The sequence below is a fragment of the Streptomyces sp. NPDC102462 genome, assembly GCF_044765425.1.
Lineage (GTDB): Bacteria > Actinomycetota > Actinomycetes > Streptomycetales > Streptomycetaceae > Streptomyces.
In genome coordinates this window covers 136,000-159,821 of sequence record NZ_JBIWKB010000010.1, presented here as the reverse complement: position 1 = coordinate 159,821, position 23,822 = coordinate 136,000, and the positions used below count along the sequence as shown (strand labels likewise).

At 73.6% G+C, this 23,822-nt stretch carries 26 protein-coding genes; 10 read left to right on the top strand and 16 right to left on the bottom strand.

What is annotated here, in order from left to right:
• Positions 1 to 22: 22 nt before the first annotated feature.
• The 8 genes from ACIRFL_RS12065 to ACIRFL_RS12030 form a co-directional block, all read right to left on the bottom strand.
• Positions 23 to 478, bottom strand: coding sequence for an RpiB/LacA/LacB family sugar-phosphate isomerase (locus ACIRFL_RS12065; RefSeq protein WP_404026886.1), 456 nt, complete (start codon positions 476 to 478; stop codon positions 23 to 25).
• 59 nt (positions 479 to 537) lie between these two features.
• Positions 538 to 1,257: a 3-keto-5-aminohexanoate cleavage protein gene (locus ACIRFL_RS12060; protein WP_404026883.1), complete on the bottom strand. Its 720-nt coding sequence runs from the start codon at positions 1,255 to 1,257 to the stop codon at positions 538 to 540.
• A 44-nt stretch (positions 1,258 to 1,301) separates the two neighbouring features.
• Entirely contained in the window at positions 1,302 to 1,994 is a 693-nt protein-coding gene (locus tag ACIRFL_RS12055; protein WP_404026882.1) for an RraA family protein, read from the bottom strand.
• Positions 1,995 to 1,999: 5 nt separating this feature from the next.
• A complete protein-coding gene (locus tag ACIRFL_RS12050) occupies positions 2,000 to 2,791 on the bottom strand; it encodes a carbon-nitrogen hydrolase family protein (RefSeq protein ID WP_404026880.1) in 792 nt (263 codons plus the stop codon).
• A gap of 52 nt (positions 2,792 to 2,843) precedes the next feature.
• Positions 2,844 to 3,938: an ABC transporter ATP-binding protein gene (locus ACIRFL_RS12045; RefSeq protein WP_404026878.1), complete on the bottom strand. Its 1,095-nt coding sequence runs from the start codon at positions 3,936 to 3,938 to the stop codon at positions 2,844 to 2,846.
• Between the two features lies 1 nt (position 3,939).
• Complete coding sequence (locus ACIRFL_RS12040; protein ID WP_404026876.1) at positions 3,940 to 5,022, bottom strand: PotD/PotF family extracellular solute-binding protein; 1,083 nt, start codon at positions 5,020 to 5,022, stop codon at positions 3,940 to 3,942.
• A gap of 178 nt (positions 5,023 to 5,200) precedes the next feature.
• Complete coding sequence (locus ACIRFL_RS12035; protein WP_404026874.1) at positions 5,201 to 6,016, bottom strand: ABC transporter permease; 816 nt, start codon at positions 6,014 to 6,016, stop codon at positions 5,201 to 5,203.
• Positions 6,013 to 6,924, bottom strand: coding sequence for an ABC transporter permease (locus tag ACIRFL_RS12030; RefSeq protein ID WP_404026872.1), 912 nt, complete (start codon positions 6,922 to 6,924; stop codon positions 6,013 to 6,015). The genes ACIRFL_RS12035 and ACIRFL_RS12030 overlap by 4 nt, the downstream gene beginning before the upstream one ends.
• A 251-nt stretch (positions 6,925 to 7,175) precedes the next feature.
• Here ACIRFL_RS12030 and ACIRFL_RS12025 point away from each other — a divergent pair, with 251 nt between their 5' ends.
• Positions 7,176 to 7,661, top strand: coding sequence for an Lrp/AsnC family transcriptional regulator (locus ACIRFL_RS12025; protein ID WP_404026870.1), 486 nt, complete (start codon positions 7,176 to 7,178; stop codon positions 7,659 to 7,661).
• Positions 7,662 to 7,718: 57 nt separating this feature from the next.
• Here the strand turns inward: ACIRFL_RS12025 and ACIRFL_RS12020 are convergent, their stop codons facing one another.
• Both ACIRFL_RS12020 and ACIRFL_RS12015 read right to left on the bottom strand, forming a co-directional pair.
• A complete protein-coding gene (locus ACIRFL_RS12020) occupies positions 7,719 to 8,189 on the bottom strand; it encodes an Lrp/AsnC family transcriptional regulator (RefSeq protein WP_404026867.1) in 471 nt (156 codons plus the stop codon).
• Between the two features lie 243 nt (positions 8,190 to 8,432).
• Positions 8,433 to 9,356, bottom strand: coding sequence for an SDR family oxidoreductase (locus tag ACIRFL_RS12015; protein WP_404026865.1), 924 nt, complete (start codon positions 9,354 to 9,356; stop codon positions 8,433 to 8,435).
• Positions 9,357 to 9,442: 86 nt separating this feature from the next.
• On the opposite strand from ACIRFL_RS12015, the gene ACIRFL_RS12010 reads away from it, so the two are divergent.
• The 4 genes from ACIRFL_RS12010 to ACIRFL_RS11995 all read left to right on the top strand — a co-directional run bounded on the left by ACIRFL_RS12010 (position 9,443) and on the right by ACIRFL_RS11995 (position 12,655).
• The gene (locus ACIRFL_RS12010; protein WP_404026863.1) at positions 9,443 to 10,048 is read left to right on the top strand and encodes a TetR/AcrR family transcriptional regulator; all 606 of its coding nucleotides are present in this window, start codon (positions 9,443 to 9,445) and stop codon (positions 10,046 to 10,048) included.
• A gap of 565 nt (positions 10,049 to 10,613) precedes the next feature.
• Positions 10,614 to 11,606 (top strand): dihydroxyacetone kinase subunit DhaK, encoded by a 993-nt coding sequence (gene dhaK, locus ACIRFL_RS12005; protein WP_388708710.1) that lies wholly within the window; start codon positions 10,614 to 10,616, stop codon positions 11,604 to 11,606.
• A 46-nt stretch (positions 11,607 to 11,652) separates the two neighbouring features.
• Positions 11,653 to 12,252, top strand: a complete 600-nt coding sequence (dhaL, locus tag ACIRFL_RS12000) for a dihydroxyacetone kinase subunit DhaL (RefSeq protein WP_404026860.1) — start codon at positions 11,653 to 11,655, stop codon at positions 12,250 to 12,252.
• A complete protein-coding gene (locus ACIRFL_RS11995; protein WP_404026857.1) occupies positions 12,245 to 12,655 on the top strand; it encodes a PTS-dependent dihydroxyacetone kinase phosphotransferase subunit DhaM in 411 nt (136 codons plus the stop codon). The genes dhaL and ACIRFL_RS11995 overlap by 8 nt, the downstream gene beginning before the upstream one ends.
• 154 nt (positions 12,656 to 12,809) lie before the next feature.
• Here the strand turns inward: ACIRFL_RS11995 and ACIRFL_RS11990 are convergent, their stop codons facing one another.
• Positions 12,810 to 13,448: a TetR/AcrR family transcriptional regulator gene (locus ACIRFL_RS11990; RefSeq protein WP_404026855.1), complete on the bottom strand. Its 639-nt coding sequence runs from the start codon at positions 13,446 to 13,448 to the stop codon at positions 12,810 to 12,812.
• Positions 13,449 to 13,598: 150 nt separating this feature from the next.
• On the opposite strand from ACIRFL_RS11990, the gene ACIRFL_RS11985 reads away from it, so the two are divergent.
• The 3 genes from ACIRFL_RS11985 to ACIRFL_RS11975 all read left to right on the top strand — a co-directional run bounded on the left by ACIRFL_RS11985 (position 13,599) and on the right by ACIRFL_RS11975 (position 16,415).
• The gene (locus ACIRFL_RS11985; protein WP_404026854.1) at positions 13,599 to 14,360 is read left to right on the top strand and encodes an SDR family NAD(P)-dependent oxidoreductase; all 762 of its coding nucleotides are present in this window, start codon (positions 13,599 to 13,601) and stop codon (positions 14,358 to 14,360) included.
• A gap of 343 nt (positions 14,361 to 14,703) precedes the next feature.
• Positions 14,704 to 15,696, top strand: a complete 993-nt coding sequence (locus tag ACIRFL_RS11980; RefSeq protein WP_404026851.1) for a fibronectin type III domain-containing protein — start codon at positions 14,704 to 14,706, stop codon at positions 15,694 to 15,696.
• 167 nt (positions 15,697 to 15,863) lie between these two features.
• Complete coding sequence (locus tag ACIRFL_RS11975; protein WP_404026848.1) at positions 15,864 to 16,415, top strand: hypothetical protein; 552 nt, start codon at positions 15,864 to 15,866, stop codon at positions 16,413 to 16,415.
• A gap of 121 nt (positions 16,416 to 16,536) precedes the next feature.
• Here the strand turns inward: ACIRFL_RS11975 and ACIRFL_RS11970 are convergent, their stop codons facing one another.
• Together ACIRFL_RS11970 and ACIRFL_RS11965 are read right to left on the bottom strand one after the other, a co-directional pair.
• Positions 16,537 to 16,911 carry a hypothetical protein gene (locus tag ACIRFL_RS11970; protein WP_404026846.1) on the bottom strand — a complete coding sequence of 125 codons (375 nt, stop codon included), beginning with the start codon at positions 16,909 to 16,911 and terminating at the stop codon, positions 16,537 to 16,539.
• Positions 16,912 to 17,038: 127 nt separating this feature from the next.
• Complete coding sequence (locus ACIRFL_RS11965) at positions 17,039 to 17,920, bottom strand: hypothetical protein (protein ID WP_404026844.1); 882 nt, start codon at positions 17,918 to 17,920, stop codon at positions 17,039 to 17,041.
• A 392-nt stretch (positions 17,921 to 18,312) separates the two neighbouring features.
• Here ACIRFL_RS11965 and ACIRFL_RS11960 point away from each other — a divergent pair, with 392 nt between their 5' ends.
• Positions 18,313 to 20,394: a SpoIIE family protein phosphatase gene (locus ACIRFL_RS11960; protein WP_404026841.1), complete on the top strand. Its 2,082-nt coding sequence runs from the start codon at positions 18,313 to 18,315 to the stop codon at positions 20,392 to 20,394.
• Positions 20,395 to 20,534: 140 nt separating this feature from the next.
• Here ACIRFL_RS11960 and ACIRFL_RS11955 read toward each other — a convergent pair whose 3' ends face one another.
• Positions 20,535 to 21,311, bottom strand: a complete 777-nt coding sequence (locus ACIRFL_RS11955) for a putative protein N(5)-glutamine methyltransferase (RefSeq protein WP_404026840.1) — start codon at positions 21,309 to 21,311, stop codon at positions 20,535 to 20,537.
• A gap of 431 nt (positions 21,312 to 21,742) precedes the next feature.
• On the opposite strand from ACIRFL_RS11955, the gene ACIRFL_RS11950 reads away from it, so the two are divergent.
• Positions 21,743 to 22,144, top strand: coding sequence for a MarR family winged helix-turn-helix transcriptional regulator (locus ACIRFL_RS11950; protein ID WP_404026990.1), 402 nt, complete (start codon positions 21,743 to 21,745; stop codon positions 22,142 to 22,144).
• A gap of 11 nt (positions 22,145 to 22,155) precedes the next feature.
• Here ACIRFL_RS11950 and ACIRFL_RS11945 read toward each other — a convergent pair whose 3' ends face one another.
• Positions 22,156 to 22,899, bottom strand: coding sequence for a GNAT family N-acetyltransferase (locus ACIRFL_RS11945; RefSeq protein ID WP_404026836.1), 744 nt, complete (start codon positions 22,897 to 22,899; stop codon positions 22,156 to 22,158).
• A complete protein-coding gene (locus ACIRFL_RS11940) occupies positions 22,896 to 23,819 on the bottom strand; it encodes an NADP-dependent oxidoreductase (protein WP_404026988.1) in 924 nt (307 codons plus the stop codon). Before ACIRFL_RS11940 ends, ACIRFL_RS11945 begins: the two co-directional genes overlap by 4 nt.
• Between the last annotated feature and the right edge of the window lie 3 nt (positions 23,820 to 23,822).

The following is a 23,822-nucleotide window of genomic DNA, read 5'->3' as shown; positions in this document are numbered from 1 at the left end:
GGGGCGCCAGTGTGGCTCCGGGTCATGGGTTTGGGTGGGGGGTGTCCAGGTGGGTGAGGTGGGTCATGTTGGTGCGGTCCTCGGGGGCCTCGCTGGGGGTGGTCGCGAACCAGGCGTCGAGGATCTCCTTGAGGACCGGCTCGGAGGTCAGGCGCAGACCGAGGGCCAGGACGTTGGCGTCGTTCCAGCGGCGGGCGCCCTCGGCGGTGTAGGCGTCCGTGCACAGCGCCGCCCGTACGCCCGGCACCTTGTTCGCGGCGATCGAGGCGCCGGTTCCGGTCCAGCAGCACACGACGGCCTGGTCCGCCGTGCCGGCGGCGACGTCCCGGGCCGCCGCCTCGGAGCAGACCGCCCACTGCGGGTCGGCCCCGGGCCGAAGCGCGCCGTGCGCGCGCACCTCGTGCCCGCGCCGGCGCAGCTCCGCGACAACGAGCCGGGCGACGGGTTCGTCCATGTCCGAGGAGACGGAGATCCGCATGCCGCGGAGCCTAGCCGACCGGGCGCCCCGCCGCCCGGGCCGGACCGGGGCGGCCGGTGTCAGTGCGCGGCGAGGGCGCGGGCGGCCCTGACCAGGTCGGCGTTGCGCCCGGCCGGGGTGGCGTCCGGGAGGTGGACGCCGTCCTCGAAGCCGATGCGGATCTGGTGCCCGTCGTGGACGGCGGCGCGCAGCACGGGCCAGGTGGTGGCCGCCTCGCCGTGGTAGAGCAGCGGGCAGCCGACCCCGGCGGCGCGGATGCGGGCGGCCATCTCGCGCGCGTGGGCGACCGCCGTGTCCGGGTCCTCGTCCATCGGCTCGATCAGGATGCGCGTGTTGTCCGCCAGCGTCGGCGAGGCGAGCAGCGCGGGCACGTCGTCCGTGCTCCACACGGCGCTCTCCAGGGTCATGCCCCGGGCGGTGACGAGCGCGGCGGTCTCCGCCGCGCCCTCCTCGCTGAAGGCCACCGAGGCGAAGTCCGGCAGTACCTCCCACGCCTTGACCAGGTCGTACCGCTCCTGGGGTCCGGAGCAGGTCCACAGGCCTGTGGTGGTGCCGACGACCGCGGCGGGCGCCGCGGAGCGGATGGCGCGCAGGACGTCGGCGAGGGCGTCGGGCTCGATCGTCTGGCCGCCGTCCGCGGTGCGGACGTGGAAGTGGACGACATCGGCGCCGGAGGAGAGCACCGCGGCGGTGTCCGCGGCGATCTCCTCGGGGGTCAGCGGCACGGCGGGGTGCTCGGTACGGGTACGCCCGCCGTTGATGGCTGCCTTGAGGAACATGGGTGCTTCCTTGCGAAGGGGTGGGTGGCCGAAAGGGGCCGTGGTCACGCCGGGGTGGAGGCGGGGTGCAGCAGGTTCTCGACGGTGCGGGTGGCCCCGGTGAGGTCTCCCAGCCGCTCTCCCCGGTGCAGCGCGGCGATGAGGTCCGGCTCCTCGGCGTCGTCGGCCAGCGCCTCGTCGACGACGGCGGCGAGCCGGGCGGCCGGCGCGACGAGCAGACCGTTGTCGTCGCCGAGGACCAGGTCGCCGGCCCGCACCGGTACGCCGCCGCAGCTGACGGGCGCGTTCAGGGCTCCGTCTGCGATGCCGTGCAGCTTGGTGGTGAGCAGCGAGGTGCCGTACGCGTGGACGGGCAGGCCGATCTCGCGCAGGGCGCCGATGTCGGTGCAGACGCCGTCCACGACGGCGCCGGCCGCGCCGCGGGCCGCCAGGGCGTGCGCCACGACCTCGCCGAGCGGGGCGTGGCGGCGGTCGCCGCCGCAGTCCACGACCACGATGTCGCCCGGTCCGACGAGGGACGCGGCATGGTGCAGCAGGGTGGAGTCGGTGGCGGTGATCCGTACGGTGACGGCACGGCCGACGAGCCTGCCGCGGCCGGCGAGGCGGCGCAGCGCCGGATCGCAGAAGCCCTCCTCCAGGTAGTGGCCGAGGGTGGGGAAGTCGACGTCGGCGAGGCGGGCCGCCAACTCGGCGTCCAGGGGCGGTATCTGCGCGAGATCGCGGATGTCCAGGGGCATGGTCGTCACCTCGGTCCGATGATGATGCGGCGGTTGCGCAGGACGGGCAGGATGGTGCGGGCCCGGTCGATGCGGTGCTTGTCCGCCTCGACCACGCACAGGGCGCGTTCCTCCTCACCGAGCGCGGCGCGCACGACCCCCAGCGGGTCGATGGCCATGCTCATGCCGATGCAGTCGGGGGTGGTGAGCGAGGCGGCCACGACCCAGCAGGTGTTCTCGATCGCACGGGTGCGCAGCAGCGTCGTCCAGTGGTCCTCCTTCAGCGGGCCGCGCACCCAGGCCGCGGACACGGACAGCAGGTCGGCGCCCATCTCGACGAGGGTCCGGGTGAACTCGGGGAAGCGCAGGTCGTAGCAGTTGACCAGGCCGACGTTGAACTCCCCGATCCGCACCACGCAGGGGCCCTCGTCGCCGCGCTGCACCTGACGGGACTCGCGGTAGTCGAAGGCGTCGTAGAGGTGCATCTTGCGGTAGCGGCCGAGGAGTTCGCCGTCCGCGGAGACGGCGGCGATGGTGTTGTACGGCAGGGAGTCGCCGCTCGGTTCGTAGCCGCCGGCGATCACGGCGATGCCGTGGGCGGCGGCGATCCGCGACAACTCGCCGAGGAAGAAGGGCCAATGGGCCTCGGCGGTCAGATGCAGTGGCCCGTCGGCGGCCTCCGCGGGGATCATCGCCTCCTCGGGGAAGACGACGAGTTCGGCGCCGGCGGCCACGGCTTCACCGGCCATGGTCTCGACGACCGCGAGGTTCCCCGCGATGTCGGCGGTGGGGGCGTACTGGGCGGCGGCGACCTTCACGGTCGTGTCTCCTTGCTGTGGTGGTGGTCGTGCGGGACCGGGAGCGGGGCGGTCATTCGGCGAGCAGCCGGGAGGCGTCCGGGTTCCAGTGCGCCCACACCGGGCTGCCGGGCGCCGGATGGGCCGCTTCCGTGGGATGTGTCTCGGCGACGAACGCGCTGCCGTCGTCGAGGGTGAGGTGGTGGCGCACGGCGCTGCCGAGGTAGACCGACTGCCGCAGGGTGCCCCGCAGCGCGGCGCGGCCGGCCGGGATCCCGCTCTCCTCGCCGCAGACCCGGATGTGTTCGGGGCGCACCGCGAGGTGTGCCTCGCCCGTGCGGTCCGTGCGGGGCACCGGCAGTGTGCCGAGCCCCGGCACGGCGAGACGGGTGCCGTCCGCGGTGCCGGTGAGGAAGTTGGAGGTGCCGATGAAGGAGGCGACGAAGCGGGTGGCGGGCCGCTCGTAGACGCCCTCGGGGGTGTCGACCTGGACCACCCGGCCGCCGTTCATGACGGCGATCCGGTCGGACATGGTCAGCGCCTCCTCCTGGTCGTGGGTGACGGTCACGAAGGTGACCCCGACCTCGCGCTGGATCTTCTTCAGCTCCAGTTGCATCTCGGCGCGCAGCTTCTTGTCGAGGGCGCCGAGCGGCTCGTCGAGCAGCAGCAGGGAGGGCCGGGCGATGAGTGCGCGGGCGATGGCGACGCGCTGTCGCTGGCCGCCCGAGAGCTGGGCGACGGCCCGGTCGCCGAAGCCCGTCAGCCGGACCAGGGCCAGGGCCTCGTCCACCGCGGCGGCGATCTGCGCCCTCGGCCGCAGCTTGCGCACCTTCAGTTCGAACGCAACGTTGTCGGCGACGCTGAGGTGCGGGAAGAGGGCGTAGCTCTGGAAGAGCATGTTCAGGTCGCGTTTGTGTGCCGGGAGACCGGTCGCCGGGGTGCCGCCGAGTTCGATGCTGCCCTCGGTGGGCTCCTCGAAGCCGGTGATCATCCGCATCAGCGTGGTCTTCCCGCAGCCCGACGGGCCGAGGATGGAGAAGAACTCGTTGCGGTGGATGTCGAGGGTCACGTCGCGCACGGCGTGCGTGCTGCCGAAGATCTTTCCGACGCCGAAGAGACTCACGGCCGCGGTCGTGGGGTCGGCGGACACAGGGTGAGGCGCTGCCATGTCAGGACGCCTTGACCTTGGTCCAGCCCTGCTGGAAGTACTGCATGGCGGTGCCCGGGTCGAGCAGGAAGTCCGCCTTGGCGATGGCCGCGTCGGGCGCGTAGATCGCGGTGTTCTCCAGGGCCGCCTTGTCCTTGATCAGCTTGCGGGCGGCCTGGTTGGCGCTGGCGGAGGAACCGTCGTCGGTGGCCTTCGCGGCGACCTCGGGACGCAGCGCGTAGGTGATGAACTTGTACGCCGACGTCAGGTTCTTCGCGCCCTTGGGGATGGCGAGGCCGTCCGTCCAGATGGAGCCGCCCTCCTCCGGGATGACGTAGTGCACATGGGGGTCGGAGGCCACGACCTTGGCCATGGCGGTGCCGCTCCACGCCTCGGCCGCGCACGCCTGGCCCGTGGACAGCAACTGCGGGTAGTTGGTGGAGTTGTAGCCGGCGAGTATCTTCTTCTGCTTCTGCAGCGCCTCGGTGGCCTGCGCGATCTCGTCCTTGTCGGTGCTGGTGGCCCGATGTCCGGTGACCTGGAGGCCGGCGATGTAGGCCGCGAGCATGTTGTCGAGCATGTACAACTTGCCCTTGTACGTGCCGTCGAAGAGCGTCTTCCAGCTGGTCGCCGACTTGATACAGGTGTCGTTGTAGGCGAAGCCGGTGGTGCCCCAGATCCACGGGACGCTGTACTTGTTGCCCGGGTCGTAGGACGCGGTGCGGAACTTGGGCGCCAGGTTGCCGAGGCCCTTGATCTTCGAGTGGTCCAGCTCCTGGATGAGGTTCTGTCCGATCAGCTGCTGCACCGTGTACTGGCTGGGTTCGACCAGGTCGTAACCGGAGGAGCCGGAGCCGAGCTTGGCGGTCATGGTCTCGTTGCTGTCGAAGGTGTCGATCGTGACCTTGATGCCGGTCTCCTTCTCGAAGCCCTTGACCACGGAGTCGGGGATCTCCCCGGCCCAGGCGTAGACGTGCAGTTCCTTGCCGCCGCCGGAGGACGAGACGGCGTCGGAGCCGGAGCCGCCGCAGCCGGTGGCGAGCACGGCGGTGGCGGTGAGCACGCCGGTGGCGAGAAGGGTTCTGGGGACGGTGGTACGGGGCATGACGAGGCCTTTCGGGAACGTGCCGGGGTGTGCGAGGACGCACGGGCGCGGATGTGCGTGCGGGTGCAGGTGCGGGCGGGGCCAGAGGCGGTGGGGCGCGGCGGGCGCGGGAGGGGCGGGACCGCGCCGGCGCGGTCGGGAGCAGGGTGCGCGGGAGGAACGCGGGGTGCGGCGGCCGTCAGGTGGGGTCGTCCACGAGGACGCGGCGCATCTGCCGCAGCCCGGCGCCGAGGATGATCAGGAAGGTGAACAGCACCAGGAGGGTGCCCAGCGCGTTGATCTCCGGGGTGAGGCCCGTCTTGAGCAGGGAGTACACCCGCAGCGGCAGGGTCGTGGTGCCGACGCCGCCGGTGAAGGTGGACATCACGATGTTGCCGAAGGAGATCGTGAAGCACAGCAGCCAGGAGGCCAGCAGTGCGTGTTTCAGCAGCGGCAGGGTGATCAGGCGGAACCGCTGCCAGGCGCCGCAGCCGAGGTCGGTGGCGGCCTCGTCGAGGGACGGGTCAAGGGCGCGGTGCGCGCCGATCACGATCAGGGCCGCGTAGGGCAGGGTCACCACCAGATGGCCGAGGACGAGCGAGGTCATGCCGAGGCTCGCCCGCAGGGTGCCGAACACGGACAGCAGGGCGACGCCGAGCACGATCTCCGGGATCACCAGCGGCAGGAACAGGCTGCCGGAGAACAGCGCCCGCCCGCGCGGGCCCAGCCGGGCCATGCCCATCGCGGCGAACAGTCCGCCGAGGGTGGCGAGCGTCGCCGAGACCACCCCGGCCTCGGCGCTGACTCGCAGCGCGGCGAGCAGATCGGTGTCGCCCGCGAGCACGCCGTACCAGCGGGTGCTGAACCCGCCCCACTTGTAGGTGAGTTCGGAGTCGTTGAAGGAGAGCACCACGACGACGACGATCGGCACGTACAGGAAGACGATGACGCCCCGGGCGAGCCAGCCGGTCACGGCGTCGGGCAGGCGCCCGGTGCGGGCGGCGCGGCTTTTCATGACGCCTTCCTCCTCAGCCGGCGGGCGGCGGTGCCGAGGACCGCCACCGACACGGTCATCAGGGCGAGCAGCACGACGGAGGCCGCCGCCCCCATGGGCTGGTTGCGGAACTCGGTGTAGAGCGTGACGATCAGGTTGCCGACGAGCTGGTCCTTGCCGCCGCCGAGCAGGACCGGGATCACGAAGACACCGAGTGTCGGGATGAAGGTGAGCAGCGCCGCGGCGAGCAGACCGGGCCGTACGAGGGGCAGCAGCACCTTGGTGTGCACCCGCCACCAGCCGCAGCCCAGGTCCCGGGCGGCCTCCCCCAGCGACGGGTCGACGCCGCGCAGCGTGGCGTAGATGGGGAAGACGGCGGTGGGCAGGAAGGCGTAGACGAGTCCGATGAACGAGGCGCCCTGGCTGGGGATCCACTGGGCCGGGCCGTCGGTGAGACCGGCGGCGTCGGTGAGCGTGTTGACCGGGCCGCCCGGGCTGAGCAGATTGATCCAGGCGAAGGTGCGCACCAGGAAGTCCGTCCAGAACGGCACGATGATCAGCAGGAGCAGGATGCCCTGCCGCCGCGCCGGACGGCCGGCCAGATAGGTGGCCACCACATAGCCGAGGACCAGGCACACAGCGGTGTTCAGGGCCGCCATGCCGAGGCTGTAGCCGAAGACCTTCAGGTACACCGGGTCGATCAGCTCGCGGTAGTTGGCGAGGGTGAAGCCGCCCTGTACGCCGCCGTAGGCGTCCGGCGCGGCGAAGCTGTTGCGCACCACCAGGGCCAGCGGCAGGAGCACCAGTGCCACGACGGTGATACCGGCGGGCGCCAGAAGGGCGAGGGTGGCCCCGTGGTACCGCAGGCGGCTGCGGGACGCCGGGGCGGTCGGCGGCGCGGTGGCGAGCGCCGGCGGCGTCGCGGTCACGGTCACCGCGGACGCCGCGCGGCGAACGGGGGTTCCTGCATGGGCTGTGCCTCCTCACGGGCGGTCCCGCACGGCCCAAGTGATCACCCGGCCGTGGTGTGCGCACCAGCTTCCGCCCGCCCGTACGGCCCTGAACAGGGGCGTCGGCATCGAATCCAGTGGAAACGCAGCCTGAATTCCGCGCATCTCGCAATCGCCGCGCAACAACGGGGGGTGATGATGGCGGGAAGCACGGGAGTGGAGGTACCACGGTGATCGACGACCTGGACCGGCAGATCATCGACCAGTTGCGCGTCGACGGCCGGCGGTCCTTCGGGGAGATCGGCCGCTCGATAGGTCTGTCGGAGGCCTCGGTGCGGGCGCGCTTCCAGCGGCTGCAGCGGCGCGGCGCGATTCAGGTGGTGGGCATGACGGACGCCGTCCGGCTCGGCGAGGTGGAGGTCCATCTCGCGGTGCGGGTGCAGCACATCCCGGTGGCGCTGGTCGCCCGTGAGCTGTCGCGGATGCCGGAGGTGCGCTATGTGGCGTCCTGCGTGGGCCCCTACGATCTGATCACGGATGTCCGCTGCCGCGATCTGGCGCATCTGTCCGAGTTGCTGACCGAGCGGGTGCGGCGGGTGAACGGCGTCGCGCACGCGGAGGCGCTGACCGTGCTCGAAGTGGTGAAGGACAGCTATCTGTGGGCGGGCTTTCGTGATCTGCCCGCCTCGCCCGAACAGCGCATCCTGCCGCCGTGAGCCGGGCGGCGGCCGCCGGCGGGCCGTTCACTCGCCGGCGACGGCCTGTCCCGCGGCTCAGTCGCCGGCGACGGCCTGTCCGACGGCGCTGTTGAGCCCGTTCCAGGAGTAGTCCTTGAACAGCTCCAGGAGCAGCAGCACCTGCACCCGGGACACCCCGGGGAGCATCCTGATCTCGTCGAGCAGCTGCACCAGCTGGGCCTGGTCCCGGCAGGTGCCCTCCAGGAAGATGTCCTGGCTGCCCGCGCAGAGCGCCACGTGGTTGATCATCGGCATGTCGGCGAGGCTCTTGGCGACCGCGCGAGGGGTCAGGTCCCGCACCCTGATCATCAGGCGGACGGACTGGTGGCCCAGGGTGAGCGGGTTGCACAGCGCGACGATGCGCAGCGCGCCGCTGTCCTGGAGCCGCGACACCCGCTGACGCACGGTGGCCTCGGAGACCCCCAGCTCACGGGCGAGCGTGGTGTAGGGCGTGCGTCCGTCGCGGGTGAGGGCCCGGACGATGTTCCGGTCGAGTTCGTCGATCAACGAAGCCACCTCCTTCCGGCGCGTCCCCTTCTTGCGCCCCCGGTTTTCCCGACCGTACGCGTACCGCCGTTAGCGCGGTACGCGGGGGTCAGGAAAACGGCGGGGAAGCGGATGCGCCCGCCGGGAGGCCGGATCCGGCCGCGCGAGCGGGGACGGAACCGGCCGCACGGCGGGCGGGGCGGCACGGGTGGCGCCGGGCGGCACGGGTGGCGAGTCGTCGGGGCGTGCGGCCGGGCCCCGCGGTCAGGAGGCGGTGGCGGGGGTGCGGAAGTAGTGGCCCTTGTCGAGGTCTTCGAGCAGCCCGGGACCGGTGGGCCGCCAGTCCAGCAGCTCGCGGGTCAGGGTGTTCGACGCCGGGGCGTCGAGTTGGACGAAGCCGCCCAGCCAGGCGAAGTGCTCGGCCGCGGCCTTCGGGGCCACGGAGGTCACGGGCACACCGAGGTGGCGGCCGATCACCTCGGCGACGTCACGGATCGCGACGCCCTCCTCCGCGACGCCGTGCAGCACCGTCCCCGCGGGTGCCCGCTCGACGGCCAGGCGGAACAGCCGGGCGGCGTCGAGGCGGTGGACGGCGGGCCAGCGGTTGGCGCCGTCGCCGACGTAGCCGGAGACGCCCTTGGCGCGGGCGGTGGCGACCAGGGCCGCCATGAATCCGTTGTCCCCGTCGCCGTGGCAGGTCGGGGAGAGCCGCACCACGCAGGAGCGCACGCCCCGTGAGGCGAGGCCGAGCACCGCCGCGGCGGTGGCCGCGCGCCGGGACACCGGCGAGCCGTCGACGGTGGGCACGTCCCGCTCGGTGGCCACCTGCCCCGGCTTGAGGCCGGCGAGGCCGGAGGCGAGGACGAAGGGGCGGTCGGTGCCCGCGAGGGCGTCGCCGAGGACGTCCACGGCGCGGCGGTCGGCGTCGGCGGCGCCCTCGAAGTCACCGCTGAAGGCGATGTCGTGCTTGAAGGCGAGATGGATCACCCCGTCCGACGCGGCGGCGGCGCCGGCCAGGACGTCGAGGTCGTCCAGGGTGCCGCGGACCGTTTCCGCCCCGGCGGCGGTGAGAGCGGCGGCGGAGGCGTCGGAGCGGGCGAGCCCGACGACCCGGTGGCCCGCGTCGATCAGGTCGGGGACGAGGGCGGAGCCGATCCAGCCGGACGCTCCGGTCACGAAGATGCGCATGGGAGAGACCTCAGAAAATTGACGTCAGTGACTGTCATCGACACTAACACGCGATGTCAGCCACTGCCATCACGTAGGATCCGGCCATGGGCAGATGGGAGCCGAACGCGCGCGGGCGCCTGGCAGAGGCGGCTTTGGCGCTCTACAGCGAGCGGGGCTACGAGCAGACGACGGTGGCGGAGATCGCGGGGCGGGCCGGTCTCACCGAGCGGACCTTCTTCCGGCACTACGCCGACAAGCGCGAGGTGCTGTTCGACGGCTCGGGCGCGCTGCAGGAGCTGTTCGTGGACGCGGTCGCCGGGGCCACGCCGTCCGCGGCGCCGATCGACGCGGTCGCGGCGGGGCTTGAGGCGGCGTCCGCGCTCTTCCACGACCGCCGCGACCATGCCCGGCGGCGCCAGGCCGTGGTCATGGCGAACCCGGAACTGATGGAGCGCGAGCTGATCAAGCTCGCGTCGCTGTCGGCCGCGCTCGCCGACGCCCTGCGCCGGCGCGGCATCGCGGAGCCCGCCGCGAGCCTGACCGCCGAGGCGGGGGTGGCCGTCTTCAAGGTCGGCTTCGAGCGCTGGACCGCGGCGGCCGAGGAGCGCGCGCTGTCACAGGTGCTGCGCGAGTCGCTGGCCGCGTTCCGGGCCGTGGCCGCGGGCGGCGAGGCCGGTCCGGCGCTCCAGCCGAAGCCCGCGACCCACTGACCGCCACCCCGCCTCGCCCCTGCGGCCCGCCACCCACCTCGCTCCGGCGCCCCACCGACCGCGCCCCGGCAACACACCGCGCACCCCCGAGCCGCCCCCCAGCCCCCACTGGACCGACGGCGACACAGCCGCCCCCAAAGGGGCGCGGGGAACTGCGCGACCAGCCACAACGCACCCGCACCCGACAACGCACCACGCACCCCCAACCCGTCCCCCGACCCCCACTGCACGCGACGGCGACACAGCCGCCCCGAAAGGGACGCGGGGAACTGCGCGACCAGCCACAACGCACCCGCACCCGACAACCCACCGCGCACCCCCGACGCCGGCGCCCGCCTCGCCCCCGCGGCCAGCGACCGGCACCCGTCTCGCCGTCCGCCGTGACCTTCGCTGCCCCAAGGCCGATACTGCCAGGGGAACACCTGCGCCAAGTCCGTACGTCCACCCCGACCACCTGACAGGCCATCACCACGACAGCACCGAGTCCGCCGGCACCGCCCACCCGTACCGACCAGCTGAAAATGCAGGTCAGAGGGCCATCTGTTAGCGTCAATTGGAGGTACCCATGAGGATGCTCATCAACGTCCCGGAGACCGTGGTGGCGGACGCGCTGCGGGGGATGGCGGCAGCCCATCCCGAGCTGACCGTGGACGTGGAGAACCGGGTGATCGTACGGCGGGACGCCCCGGTGGCCGGACAGGTCGCGCTCGTCTCCGGCGGCGGCTCCGGGCACGAGCCACTGCACGGCGGCTTCGTGGGGCCCGGGATGCTGTCGGCCGCCTGCCCGGGCGAGGTGTTCACCTCGCCGGTGCCCGACCAGATGGCGCGCGCCGCAGCGGCCGTGGACAGCGGGCAGGGCGTGCTGTTCGTCGTGAAGAACTACACGGGCGACGTCCTCAACTTCGACATGGCGGCCGAACTGGCCGAGGACGAGGGCATCCAGGTGGCGAAGGTGCTCGTCAACGACGACGTGGCGGTCACCGACAGTCTCTACACGGCGGGGCGGCGCGGTACGGGAGCCACCCTGTTCGTGGAGAAGATCGCGGGCGCCGCGGCCGCCGAGGGGCAGCCGCTGGAGCGGGTCGAGTCCATCGCGCGGCAGGTCAACGAGAACGCCCGCAGCTTCGGCGTCGCCCTCAGCGCCGTCACCACCCCCGCCAAGGGCAGCCCCACCTTCGATCTGCCGCCCGGCGAGCTGGAGTTGGGCATCGGCATCCACGGCGAGCCGGGCCGCGAGCGGCGGGCCATGATGACCTCGGGTGAGATCGCCGACTTCGCGGTGGGCGCGATCCTGGACGACATGCCCCCGCGCAACCCGGTCCTCGCCCTGGTCAACGGCATGGGCGCGACCCCGCTGCTGGAGCTGTACGGCTTCAACGCCGAGGTGCAGCGGGTGCTCGGCGAGCGCGGTGTGACGGTGGCCCGCACGCTCGTCGGCAACTACGTCACCTCCCTGGACATGGCGGGCGCCTCGGTCACCCTGTGCCAGGTCGACGAGGAACTGCTGCGTCTGTGGGACGCGCCGGTGCGGACGCCGGCCCTGCGCTGGGGGATGTGACCCGGCGTTCGCAGCGACCAACGTACCTACGACGCAAGGAGATCCCGTGCTCGACGCCGCTTTCTTCCGCCGCTGGATGGCCGCCACCGCCGCGTCCGTCGACCGTGAGGCGGAACGGCTCACCGCGCTCGACTCGGCCATCGGGGACGCCGACCACGGCGCCAACATGCACCGCGGGTTCACGGCCGTGACGGCCGCGCTGGAAAAGGCGGCGCCCACGACACCGGGCGACGTCCTGACGCTCGCCGGGCGGCAGCTCATCTCCACCGTCGGCGGCGCGTCCGGGCCGCTGTACGGGACGCTGCTGCGGCGCACGGGCAAGGCGCTCGGCGACGCCGCCGAGGTCAGCGAGGAACAGCTCGCGGACGCGTTGCGGGCGGGCGTGGAGGGGGTCATGACGCTCGGCGGGGCCGCGCCGGGCGACAAGACCATGATCGACGCGCTGCGGCCGGCCGTCGACGCGCTCGGCGACGGCTTCGGCGCGGCGCGGGCCGCCGCCGAGGCGGGAGCCGTGGCGACGGTTCCGCTGCTGGCCCGCAAGGGCCGGGCGAGCTACCTCGGGGAGCGCAGCATCGGGCACCAGGACCCCGGGGCCACCTCGTCCGCGCTGCTGATCGCCGGGCTCGCGGAGGCCGCCGATGAGTGACGGGCAGCGAGTGGGCATCGTGCTGGTGTCGCACAGCGCCGAGGTGGCCGCCTCGGTCGGCGAGCTGGCCAAGGGCCTGGCGGGCGGCGCCGCGGAGGTGCCCGTCGCGTCGGCGGGCGGCACGGAGGGCGGCGGGCTCGGCACCAGCGCCGAGCTGATCTCCGCCGCCGCGGCTGCCGTGGACCGGGGCGCCGGCGTCGCCGTCCTCACGGACCTCGGCAGCGCGGTGCTGACGGTGAAGGCGCTGCTCGCGGAGGGCGACGAACTCCCGGCCGGTACGCGGCTCGTGGACGCCCCGTTCGTCGAGGGCGCCGTGGCGGCGGTCGTCACCGCGTCCGCGGGCGGCGACCTGGACGCGGTGGAGGCGGCGGCACAGGAGGCGTACACGTACCGGAAAGTGTGACCCTTCCGGTGGCCCGGTCGGCGGGCGAGTTCCCTCGCAGGTGCTGCCCCGGCACCCACGAACCCGGAACCCACGGACAGCCCGGAACCCCCGTGCCCCGCTTGACGAAGGACGTGGGGGACGAAGAGGCAGCCCCCTCCCGGGACGGGGGCGCTCAGGCGAGTCCGGCCGCCACGAGGGCGAGGGCCGAGCGCAGGGTCGCGGTCAGCTCGGCCTCCGCCGTCGTGGCGTCGGCGGACTCCCCCTCGATGCGCCAGGCGTAGTGCTCGATCGCCGCGCGCAGCGCCGCGTTGAACATGGCGGCCTGGACGGTCGGCGCCAGCTCGTCGGCCGGGACCCCGGCGCGCTCGGCGAGGGCGCGGGCGAACGCCGGCTCGGCCTCGTCGTACGTCTGGAGCCAGACCGCCCGCAGCCCCGGCTCGTCGCGGGTCAGCCGGACCAGTGCGCCGAGGGTGGCGCGGTCGGGGCCTGTCACCAGGCGGCTGTCGGCGGGCACCGCGCGGACGAGGACGTCCTCCAGCGGCCGGCCGGGGCGCCAGGCGCGCAAAGTGGCGGCGATCTGCTCGATCCCGGCCTCGAACAGCGGCCGTACGCAGGACTCCTTGCTCGGGAAGTAGCGCCACACGGTGCGCGCGGAGACGCCGACGGCTCGCCCGATCTGTTCCCCCGTGGTCGCGGCGACGCCCTGTCCGACGAACAGGTCGACCGCGGCCTGCGCGATCTCCAAGCGGATCTCCGCCTTGCGCTCCTCGGTCAGGGGCGGTCGTCCCGTGCGTCCGCTGGCTGCCGTCATGCGTCCCTCCGGCTCGGGCTGCTGCTACCAGGGGAATTCTCCACCACCACTTTATGTCACTCACAGACAATAAGTCGTAGGGTGGGCGCGTGCGCCGGGCGCTCGGCCCGGCGCGTCACGTGAGAAGAACCAAGCGATGGGGAGCGGATCATGACCAGCGGACTGGACGGCCGGAGCATCGTCGTCACCGGCGCGGGGTCGGGGATCGGGCGGGCCGCGGCGCTCGCCTTCGCGGCACAGGGCGCGCGGGTCGTGGTGGCGGACCTCAACGCCGAAGGGGCGGGCGCTGTCGTCGAGGAGATCACCCGGGCGGGTGGCACGGCCGTGGCCGTGACCGGCGACCTCAGCGAGCAGGCGGTGGTGGACCGGCTGGTCGCGACCGCCGCGGAGCGCTTCGGCGGGGTGGACGTCCTGGTGAACAACGCCGGGATCATGGACCGCATGTCGGCCCTCGCCGAGGTGAGCGACGCCGAGTGGGAGCGGGTCCTGCGGGTGAATCTGACCGCACCCTTCCTGCTCACCCGGGCGGTGCTGCCGCACATGCTCGCGGCGGGGCGGGGCGTCGTCGTGAACACGGCCTCCGAGGCCGGCCTGCGGGGCAGCGCGGCGGGCGCGGCGTACACGGCCTCGAAGCACGGGGTGATCGGCCTGACCAAGTCCCTCGCGGTGATGTACCGCAACCAGGGCATCCGCGCCAACGCGATCGCGCCGGGCGGGACCAGGACCGCCATCACCGTGGACACGCAGGACGGGGCGCACGGACCGGCCGCCCTCGGCCCGTACTTCGGCAACATCGGCCGCGCCAGTGAGCCGGAGGAGCAGGCGGCCGCGATCGTGTTCCTCGCCTCGGACGCGGCGAGCAACATCAACGGCGCGATCCTTCCGGTGGACAACGGCTGGTCGGCCGTCTGACACCACCAGGGCCCATGGGCGCGCGCACCACGGCGCAGGGCACGAGAGTGTGTTCGCGCCCTGTGGCCGGGGCCAACAGGGGCCGGGGGCCGGGCCCGTGTCGGCCCGGCCACCCCGACCACCCGCGCACGGCGCGGGACCAGCGACGACAGCTTTCCGCGCCACAGGCGCGAACTCCCCTGTGTTTCCGGAGAGTTCGGCCGTGAGGAGCTTCAGCATACGTAACACCCCCGGGTGGTCACCAACACGGCCCTGTGGAACACGGCCCTCTTGATGAGGCCGCACCGGCCGTGCATATTGGTCCGGACCATTGCCGTGTTGCCGTCCCCGGGGAGGCACAGCCGTGCGACGCGTTCCCGTACCCCACGCACTGGCCCTGGCGGCACTGGCGCTGGTCACGGCCTGCGGCTGGGGCGGAGCTGCGGACGACGGGGGCGAACGGCCGCCCGGGGCGCCGACGGGTGTGACCGCACAGGCCGGCAGTGCCACGAGCGTGCATGTCATGTGGAACGCGGTGTCGAGCGAACCGGGCGTCGACTCCTACGCGATCTATCGCGGCACTACGAAGGTCGGCGAAGTGCCTGGTTCCGAGCACATGGTGGACGTCACCAGGCTCAGGCCGTCCACCATGTATGTCTTCACCGTGCGGGCCCGGGACGGCGAGGGGCGGCTCGGCCCGAGCAGCCGGCCGGTACGGGCGCGGACACCGGCCGCCGTCGCCGCGGACCGCTCCGCGCCCTCCCGCCCGGCGAAGCCGACGGGCCAGGCCGTCGGCAGCCGAGCGGTCCAGCTGTCCTGGGGGGCGGCGCGGGACGACCGGGCCGTGGTGTCGTACGACGTCTACCAGGCGACCGCCAAGGTGCACAGCGTCGGCGGTGGCCAGACCGCGACGGTGGTGACCGGGCTGCGTCCCGGCACCCGCTACACGTTCACGATCCGGGCCCGCGACGCGGCGGACAACGTCTCGCCCGCGAGCGCCGCCGTCCGGCTGACCACACCCGGAACCGACGACGGGGGCGGCACCGCGCCGACCGGCTTCCGCGTACGGAGCCACCGCGCGGACGGGGCGTACTACCTCGATCTGTCCTGGGTCCCGCCGCGCACCGACGGCGTGGTCACGGAGTACCAGATCCAGCTCGACCGCGGGCAGCCGACCTCGCTGGTGTGGGGTGCCACCCCGCCCGAGGGCCGGGTCACGCACAGCTTCTACGTCGGCCGCGAGGCCGGGGCCGGGCACCGGGTGCGGATCCGGGCGAGGCTGCCGGACGGCACCTGGGGCGGGTACTCGGCGGAGCGGACGGTGACCACGGGCCCGGGATCCGGGGCCGCTCCCTAGACGCGCCGAAGTTGCCCCGGACGGAGCATCCGCTCACCCGGACGGTACCGGTCCGGCTGCGGGACGGCCCGGCGCCGCATGGGATGCCGGTGAGGCAGCACGGACGTTTCCCGACCCTCGGCGGCGCATGGGACGTTCCGCCAACCGTGCCGCCGGAGGGCAGCCCAATGCGCACTACTCGACTCCTCTCCCGCTCCGGCCCGGTCCTGGCCGCTGCCGCGGCGCTGCCGATCGGGCTCGCCGGGCCGTCCCCCGCGGCCTCCGGCATCTCGGTGAGCACCAACGGGTCCACCGTGTCGGTGGTCACCAGCGCCTGCACCCAGATCAACGGCAGTTGGGGCAATGCCTCCCTGCTCACCGGAAACCAGGCGAACTTCGCCGAGGGGCGCCAGGCGGCGCTCACCGGCACGACCGTCAGCCAGTCCGCGGCCTGGTCGAACGTCTCCCCGGGGACCTACACGGTCGTCGTGGTGTGCTCGAACGGCGGCACCGCCGGTTCCCAGTCCGTCATCGTCTCCTCCGCGAAGGCGCCGAACCCCTCGAAGGCCCCCCAGGCCGCCGCGACTCCCGCCCCGCAGCGCGGCGTCGCGGGCGGCGAGGGCGGCACCGTGCACGACTACGGACCACTCACCCTCGGCATCGGCGCGACCCTCGTGGGCGGCGGGGTGATCGCCGCGGCCTGGTACCTGCGGCGCCGGTCCAAGCCCCGCCGCCTGTGAGACCCACCCGGGCCGGGGACGCGATCGGTCCCTCACCGACGGCGGCGACCGGGCGAGGACCCGGCGACGTACGGCGCCCCGGTCGGCGAGTGGCCGGCCGGGGCGCGCGGGTGACGGGACGTCAGCGGCTCTCCAGCCGCAGGTGCAGGTCCCGTTCCTGGTCACCGGAGGCCGTGCAGGTCTCCTGGACGGAGAACAGGGAGCCCAGGGTGGTGCGGAACCGGTCGACGGCCCAGTAGCCGCCCTGGACGTCCGCGAGGACGGGCGACCTGAGCCGGGCGGGCGGTGCGGGCACCCCATGGGCGTCCGCCACGTCGTAGGTGCCGAGCCACACCATCGGACGCGTCTCGTGGAGCTGCTGCGGCACCTCGTCGGCACCGCGGTCGGACGTGAAGCAGGCCCTCAGGGCGTCGAACACGATCCGGGCGTCCTCCTTGGAGCACCCGCTGATCTCCACCGTGACGGATTCCGGGTGCGACCGCTGCGTGTTCTTCATGATCGCTCCTCTCGTGGCCGCGCTGCGGTGGAACGGGGGGTACCCCGCGCAACCGCGCCCATCCCTCAGCAAAGCACCCTCCGCCGCCGAGCACTACCGGTGCCCGGCGCCGCGCCGGCGCGCGGGGTCATCCGCGGGTGAACCGGTACGTCTTGCTGTCCGTGAGCACACAGAAGCCGGGCGAGACGACGATCACGCGCAGGGTGCCGGTGCGCCGGTCGTAGTCGATGCCCTCCGCCTCGAAGGAGCCGGAGCAGGCGCTGCGCAGCGGGAGTTGACGCAGCGCCGTGACATGTCCGGACACGTTCGACGTGCCGTTCGGTTCGGCGGACAGATCGATCTGCAGGAGCGGCTTGGTGACGCCGAAGAGGCTGCCCTCGGGGTCGTCGGACGAGCACAGCAGGGTCGTGGGTCCGGAGAAGTCGCAGCCCTGGACGTCGCGCACGGCATGGTCCAGGGTGACGGTGGCGGCCCGCGGAAGGTTCGCGGAGGGCGACGTGCCCGGGTTGACGCCCGGCGTCGGGAAGACCAGGAGGCGGCTCATCGTGCCCCACTCGCCCGCGAGCATCCACTGCCCGCCCGGCGAGACGGCGACCCAGGAGTTGTTCAGCGCCTCGCCGGGATCGAGCGTGTGCACGTACTCGGACCAGGCACCGCCCGGCGCCTGGACGCGGAACATCTTGGTGGTGCCGGAGTCCCGCTGGTAGGGCTCGATGTAGTAGCCGTCGTAGGAGGCGTCGGGGTCGCCCACGTGGTTCCAGCCGCGGGTGGCGACGCCGACCGGGATGGTGCCGATGCCGGTGTACCGGTTCGGGCTGCCGGCCGGGACCTCGACGGAGGTCAGGCCCTGGCTCTCGGTGAGCGGGTCGGCGCGGTCGGAGCCGACCTCGGTCCAGGTGTCGGCTGCGGAGGCGGGCGGGGCGGCGGACACGGACACGACGACGGCGGTGGCGAGGGCGACGAGTCCGGTCAGGACTGCGTGACAACGTTGCCGGGCGGACACGGGCATGGAGGCCGACTCCTCGGTGGTGGGGGGTTGCTGGCGCGTTCGGCGGACAGTCTGGCCCGAACGCGATGAGCATGTACAGACCAATGGAGGAACGCGGGGGTGAACACCCGCGTGGCGACCCGTGAACGCACCGATCGACCGGACAGGTGAGCGGGCGAACCGATGGCCGGCGGCGGCGCTGCGCGACCAACACCCCGCCGACGATCCGGTGGCTGCCCGGTTCGCCGTACACCGGCTCCCGTGTTGAGGGATGGTGGAGATAGCGGACGGCGGCGTCGGAGAGTCGGGTGTGGACGCGGAACACATGGGCCCGGAACACATGGGGCCGGAACATATGGGGAGCCGGCACGGGCGGCGCTGTGCCGCAAGGACGGTCTAAGGCGGTGCGTGCGATGAGTGCAGCCGAGGCTCCCGTGGCCGAGGGCGGCGGCCCGGTCCGGCCGAGCGGGCTGCTCGACGTGCTGGGCGTGGCCTCGGTCGTGCTGGACGTCGAGGGGCGCATCGTGCTGTGGAGCCCCCAGGCGGAGGAGCTGTTCGGCTACTCGGCCCGGGAGGCCCTGGGCCAGTACGCGGCCCGCCTGATGGTGCACGAGGAGCACATCGCACTGGTCCGCAAGCTGTTCGCCGACGTGATGGCGACCGGCCGGAGCTGGGCCGGCGCGTTTCCCGTCCGGGCCAAGGACGGCGGCACGCGCCTGGTGGAGTTCCGCAACATGCGGCTGACCGACGACCGGGGCGACGTGTTCGCACTGGGGCTCGCGGCCGACCGCTCCACGGTGCGCCGGCTCGAACAGGACGTGGCCCTGTCGGAACGGATGGTCAAGCAGTCACCGATCGGGCTGGCCGTGCTGGACACGGAACTGCGGTATGTCTCGGTCAACCCGGCGCTGACCCGGATCAACGGCATCCCGGCCGATGAACTCCTCGGCCGGACCCCGCACGAGGTGCTGCCGCTGCTGGACTCCGACGCCCTGGAGAACGCGCTGCGCAGGGTCCTGGAGACCGGCTGCCCGCTGGTCGACCAGGCCACCGTGGGCCGGACGCCGGCCGACCCGGGCCAGGAGCACGCCTGGTCCGTGTCGCTGTACCGGCTGGAGGACGCCATGGGCCGGGTGCTCGGCGTCGCGGCGTCGGTCGTGGACATCACCGAGCAGTACCGGGCCCGTGTCGAGACCGAGGCCGCGCGGCGCAGGCTGGCCGTCGTCGCGGACGCCTCCGCGCGCATCGGCACCACCCTGGACCTGAACCGCACCGCCCGTGAACTGGCCGACGTCGCCGTGCCGGAACTGGCCGACATCGCCGCCGTCGACCTGCTCGACGCCGTCGTCGAGAGCCGCCGCAGCACCCTCGGGCCGGCCGAGTCCGCGGTGATCCGGCCCCTCGCGGTGCGTGCGGAGCGGGAGACGGACGCGCTGCGGGCCGCCGACACGCCGGGAGAGCGGGTACGGTACGCCCCCGACCGGCTGGTCACCGCGTGCGTACGCACCGCGAGCCCGGTCGTCGTGCCGCGGGTGACGGACGGCGACCTCGAACGCATCGCCCGCTCCCCGGAGGCGGCCGAACTGCTGCGCCGGGCGGGCGTGCACTCCTACCTGGCGGTGCCGCTGATCGCACGCGGCGAGGTGCTGGGCGCCCTCGACCTCAAGCGGGCGGACAATCCGCTGCCCTTCGGCGAGGACGACGTACTGCTGGCCCGGGAGCTGGCCGCCCGCGCGGCGGTGCAGATCGACAACGCCCGCTGGTACCAGAACGCCCGGGACACCGCCCTGACCCTGCAGCGCAGCCTGCTGCCCGGCCGGCCGGGCAGGACGACCGGCCTCGAGGTCGCCTCCCGCTACCAGCCGGCGTGTGCCGCCGTCGAGGTCGGCGGCGACTGGTTCGACGTGATCCCGCTGGAGGGCGGCAGGACGGCGCTCGTCGTGGGGGACGTCATGGGCAGCGGCATCGGCGCGGCGGCCACGATGGGCCGGCTGCGCACCGCCACCACCACCCTCGCCTCGCTCGGCCTCGACCCGGCCGTGATCCTGCAGCACCTCGACAAGATCACCCCGGGTCTCGAGCACTCCATCGCGACCTGTGTGTACGCCGTCCACGACCCCGGGCCGCGCCAGTGCCGCATCGCCAACGCCGGGCATCTGCCCCCGGTCCGGATCCGCGCCGGGCAGCCGCCGGAACTGCTCGCGCTGCCGACCGGCGTGCCGCTCGGCGTCGGCGGCGTCGACTTCTGCACCACCACGGTCGACTTCGCCCCCGGTGACCGGCTGGTCTTCTACACCGACGGGCTGGTGGAGACCCGCCGGCACTCGCTGGACGAGCGGCTGGCCGCGCTGCTGGCCCTGCTGGAGGGCCCGGACCGCCCGCTGGAGGACGTCTGCGACCTGCTGCTGCGGACCCTGCACCACCCCGACAACCCCGACGACGTGGCGCTCCTCATCGCCCGGTCCCTGGACCCCGGGACCGCCGACGAGCGGTGAGCAGCGTGCATTGAGCGGTGAGCCGCGTGCGGTGAGCAGTGAGCGGTGAGCAGTGAGCGGTGAGCGGTGACGGGCGGTCCCGCCGCCGGGCACCGCTCACCCGGTACCTGCGGCCGGGCCCGGCCGCAGGTACCGATCGCCTAGGGGCGGGCCCCGATCACCACGTGCGCGTGCAGTTCCTCGGAGACCGCGAGGGAGGTGGCAAGACCGGCGCGGGTGAAGATCAGTGCGGCCTCTTGTGCCTGCTGTTCGCTGGTCTCGATCAGGAGGCAGCCACCGGGGGCGAGCCAGCCGGGCGCGGCGGTGGCGACGCGGCGCAGCACGTCCAGGCCGTCCGCGCCGCCGTCGAGGGCGCGCAGCGGCTCGTGCTCACGGGCCTCCGCGGGCAGCAGCCCCACCTCGTCGCTCGGGACGTACGGCACGTTCGCCGCGAGGATGTCGACGCGGCCGAGGAGCGTGCGGGGCAGCGGCTCGAACAGGTCGCCCGCATAGGCGTGTCCGCCGTGGTCGGCGAGGTTACGGCGGGCGCAGCGCACCGCGGCCGGGTCGACGTCGGCGGCGTGCAGTTCGACCCGGCCGAGCGCCGCGGCCAGGGCGGCGCCGACGGCGCCGGAGCCGCAGCACAGGTCCACGACGACCCGGGCGCCCGGCAAGCGGGCGAGGGCCTGGTCGACAAGGAACTCGGTGCGGCGGCGTGGCACGAAGACGCCGGGTTCGACGGCGATCCGCAGCCCGTGGAACCGGGCCCAGCCGAGGACGTGTTCGAGGGGCAGTCCGGCGGTGCGCCGTTCCACCATGGCGGTGAGTTCGTCCGGGGTGCGGGCGGTGGCGAGGATCAACTCCGCCTCGTCCTCGGCGAAGACGCAGCCGGCGGCGCGCAGCGCGGCGACGACGGCGGAGGGGATGAGCAGGGGCATGGAGGCCGAGAGCCTTTCGGTGACCTGGGGCCGAAGGGCGCTCCCGCGGGCACCGGCTACCGGTGACGCACGCCGCGGTGAGGGGTGAGCACCCGAGCTGACACAGCGGTAATGGGTCTCACCTCCTTCATGGCACGGCCGGGACGTTCCAGGGCCGGACGGCCACCTTACCCCAACGGTCGGACAGCGGCGGCCGCTTCGAGCCCACGGCGATCCGGTCCGCCTCCTCGCCGCCGCTCCCTCCTCGTCGCCCGGACCGCGTCCCGGCGCCGGCCGGAGCGCGGGCGGACCGCGGCCGGATCAAGTTGTACGGTGCAACCAGAGGGGGCGGAGTGCCGGGACGGACGGGGGCGGCCGGGGACGCCCGGGACCGCACAGGAGGGATCACCGTGACGACAGCGGAGACGGCCATCGAGACCATCCAGCGCGAGATGACGGTCTTCGCCCGCCGGGCCCGGGCCTCGGCCGGACGCATGCACCCCGAGCTGTCCCTGGTGTCGTACACCCTGCTCGGCCACCTGGAGGAGAGCGACGGCTGCCGGGCCACGGACCTGGCGGCGCACTACGCCCTGGACAAGTCCACGGTCAGCCGCCAGGTGACCGCCCTGCAGCGGGCCGGACTCGTCGAGCGCCGGCTGGACCCGGGGGACCACCGGGTCCAGTTGCTGCATCTGACGCCGGCGGGCCAGGAGATCCTCGCCCAGGTCACCCGGCGCCGCCGGGCCGCGTTCCGCAGGCGGCTCGGAGACTGGCCCGAGGAGGATCTGACGCGGTTCGCCGGCTATCTGGAGCGCTACAACGCGGCGGCCTCCGGTCCCGTCGCCCCGAACTGACCGGGTCCCGGTCAGACCGGCACGGCTTCCCGGCCGTCCGTCAGGCGCTGCGGCACCCGGACCGCGAGGAACACGGTTCTGCGCCGCAGCCGGAAGCCCAGCGACTCATAGAGCCGGATGGCGTTGGTGTTCTCCGCGCTCGCGTGCAGGAACGGCGTCTCGCCGCGTTCCCGGATGCCGTGCGCCACGGCGAGGATCAGCCGGGTCGCCAGGCCCTCGCCGCGGAAGAGCGGATCGGTGCAGACCGCGCTGATCTCGGTCCAGCCGGGCGGGTGCAGCCGCTCCCCCGCCATGGCGACCAGGGCCCCGCCGCGGCGGATGCCGAGATAGGTGCCGAGTTCGACGGTGCGCGGCAGGAACGGGCCCGGCTTGGTGCGCTCGACCAGGTCGGTCATCTCGGGGACGTCGGCGGGCCCGAGGCGGACCGCCTCCGCGTCCGGGGCGGCGGCGAGTGAGTCGTCGACCAACTGGACGCCCGCCATCCGGAAGGTGACCTCCCATCCCCGCGGCACCTGTCCGCGGAAGCCGGCCAGCGGCACCTCGGCGCCCGGTCCGGCGAGCGCGGCGAGGTCCGCCCAGTCGCCGGCGTCTGGGTCGTCGGGCAGCGCGAGCCACGGGGACACGTCGAGCGGGTAGCGCAGCACCCGGCCGCGGCGCTCGGCGAAGCGGGCGTGCGGGCCGGTCAGCGAGGCCAGGGCCGGGTTGTCGAGGACGTGTTCGGTGCCGGCGCCGGCCGGCGGGTTCGGTGCGCTCACCGGGCGACCTCGATCACGATCTTGCCGCGGGCGTGGCCGTCCTCGACGGCGCGCAGTGCCGCCGCGGCCTGTTCCAGCGGGAAGGTCCGGGTGACGTGCGGGTCGAGCACGCCGGTCAGCACGAGCCGGGCCACCTCGTCGAGGACGGCCGCGGTGCGGGCCCGGGCGACCCGGGCGCCGCCCAGCGCGGCGACGGTCTCGGGCGGTGCGCCCGCGGTGATCAGCCGGGTCCGGTCGGTGAGCAGGGCGGCCACCTCGGTCAGCACCTCGCCGCCGACCAGGTCGTAGACGGCGTCGATCCCGTCGGGCACGGCGGCCCGGACCCGGTCGGCCAGGTCCGGTCCTGAGGGCACGTGCACGGCGCCCAGCGACTCCACGAAGTCCTTCTTGCCCTCGCCCGCCACGCCCACCACGCGCACCCCGAGGGACCGGGCGATCTGCACGGCCGCCGCGCCGACGCCGCCGCCCGCGCCGGTGACCAGCAGCGTCGCTCCGGCGGGCAGGTCGAGCTGGCGGATGCCGTCGTAGGCCGTGGCCGCGGCGACCGGCAGGGTCGCCGCGTCGGTGAAGGACAGCCCGGCGGGCTTGTGCGCGGTGACCGCGGCGGGCAGCAGCGCGTACTCGGCGTAGCCCCCGGCGACGGTGTTGCCGAACACCTCGTCCCCGACGGCGATCCCGGTCACGCCGTCGCCGACCTCGGCCACCACGCCGGATGCCTCGCTGCCGAACACGGCCGGGAAGGCGCGGTCCGCGTCGCCGGGGCGGCGCAGGCCCTCGCGCAGCTTCCAGTCGACCGGGTTCACCCCGGCCGCGCGCACCTCGACCAGTACCTCTCCGGTGCCGGGCCGGGGCCGGGCGACGTCCGTGAACGCCTCGGTCTCCGGCCCCCCGTACCGCGTGAAGACGTACGCCTTGGGCATCTG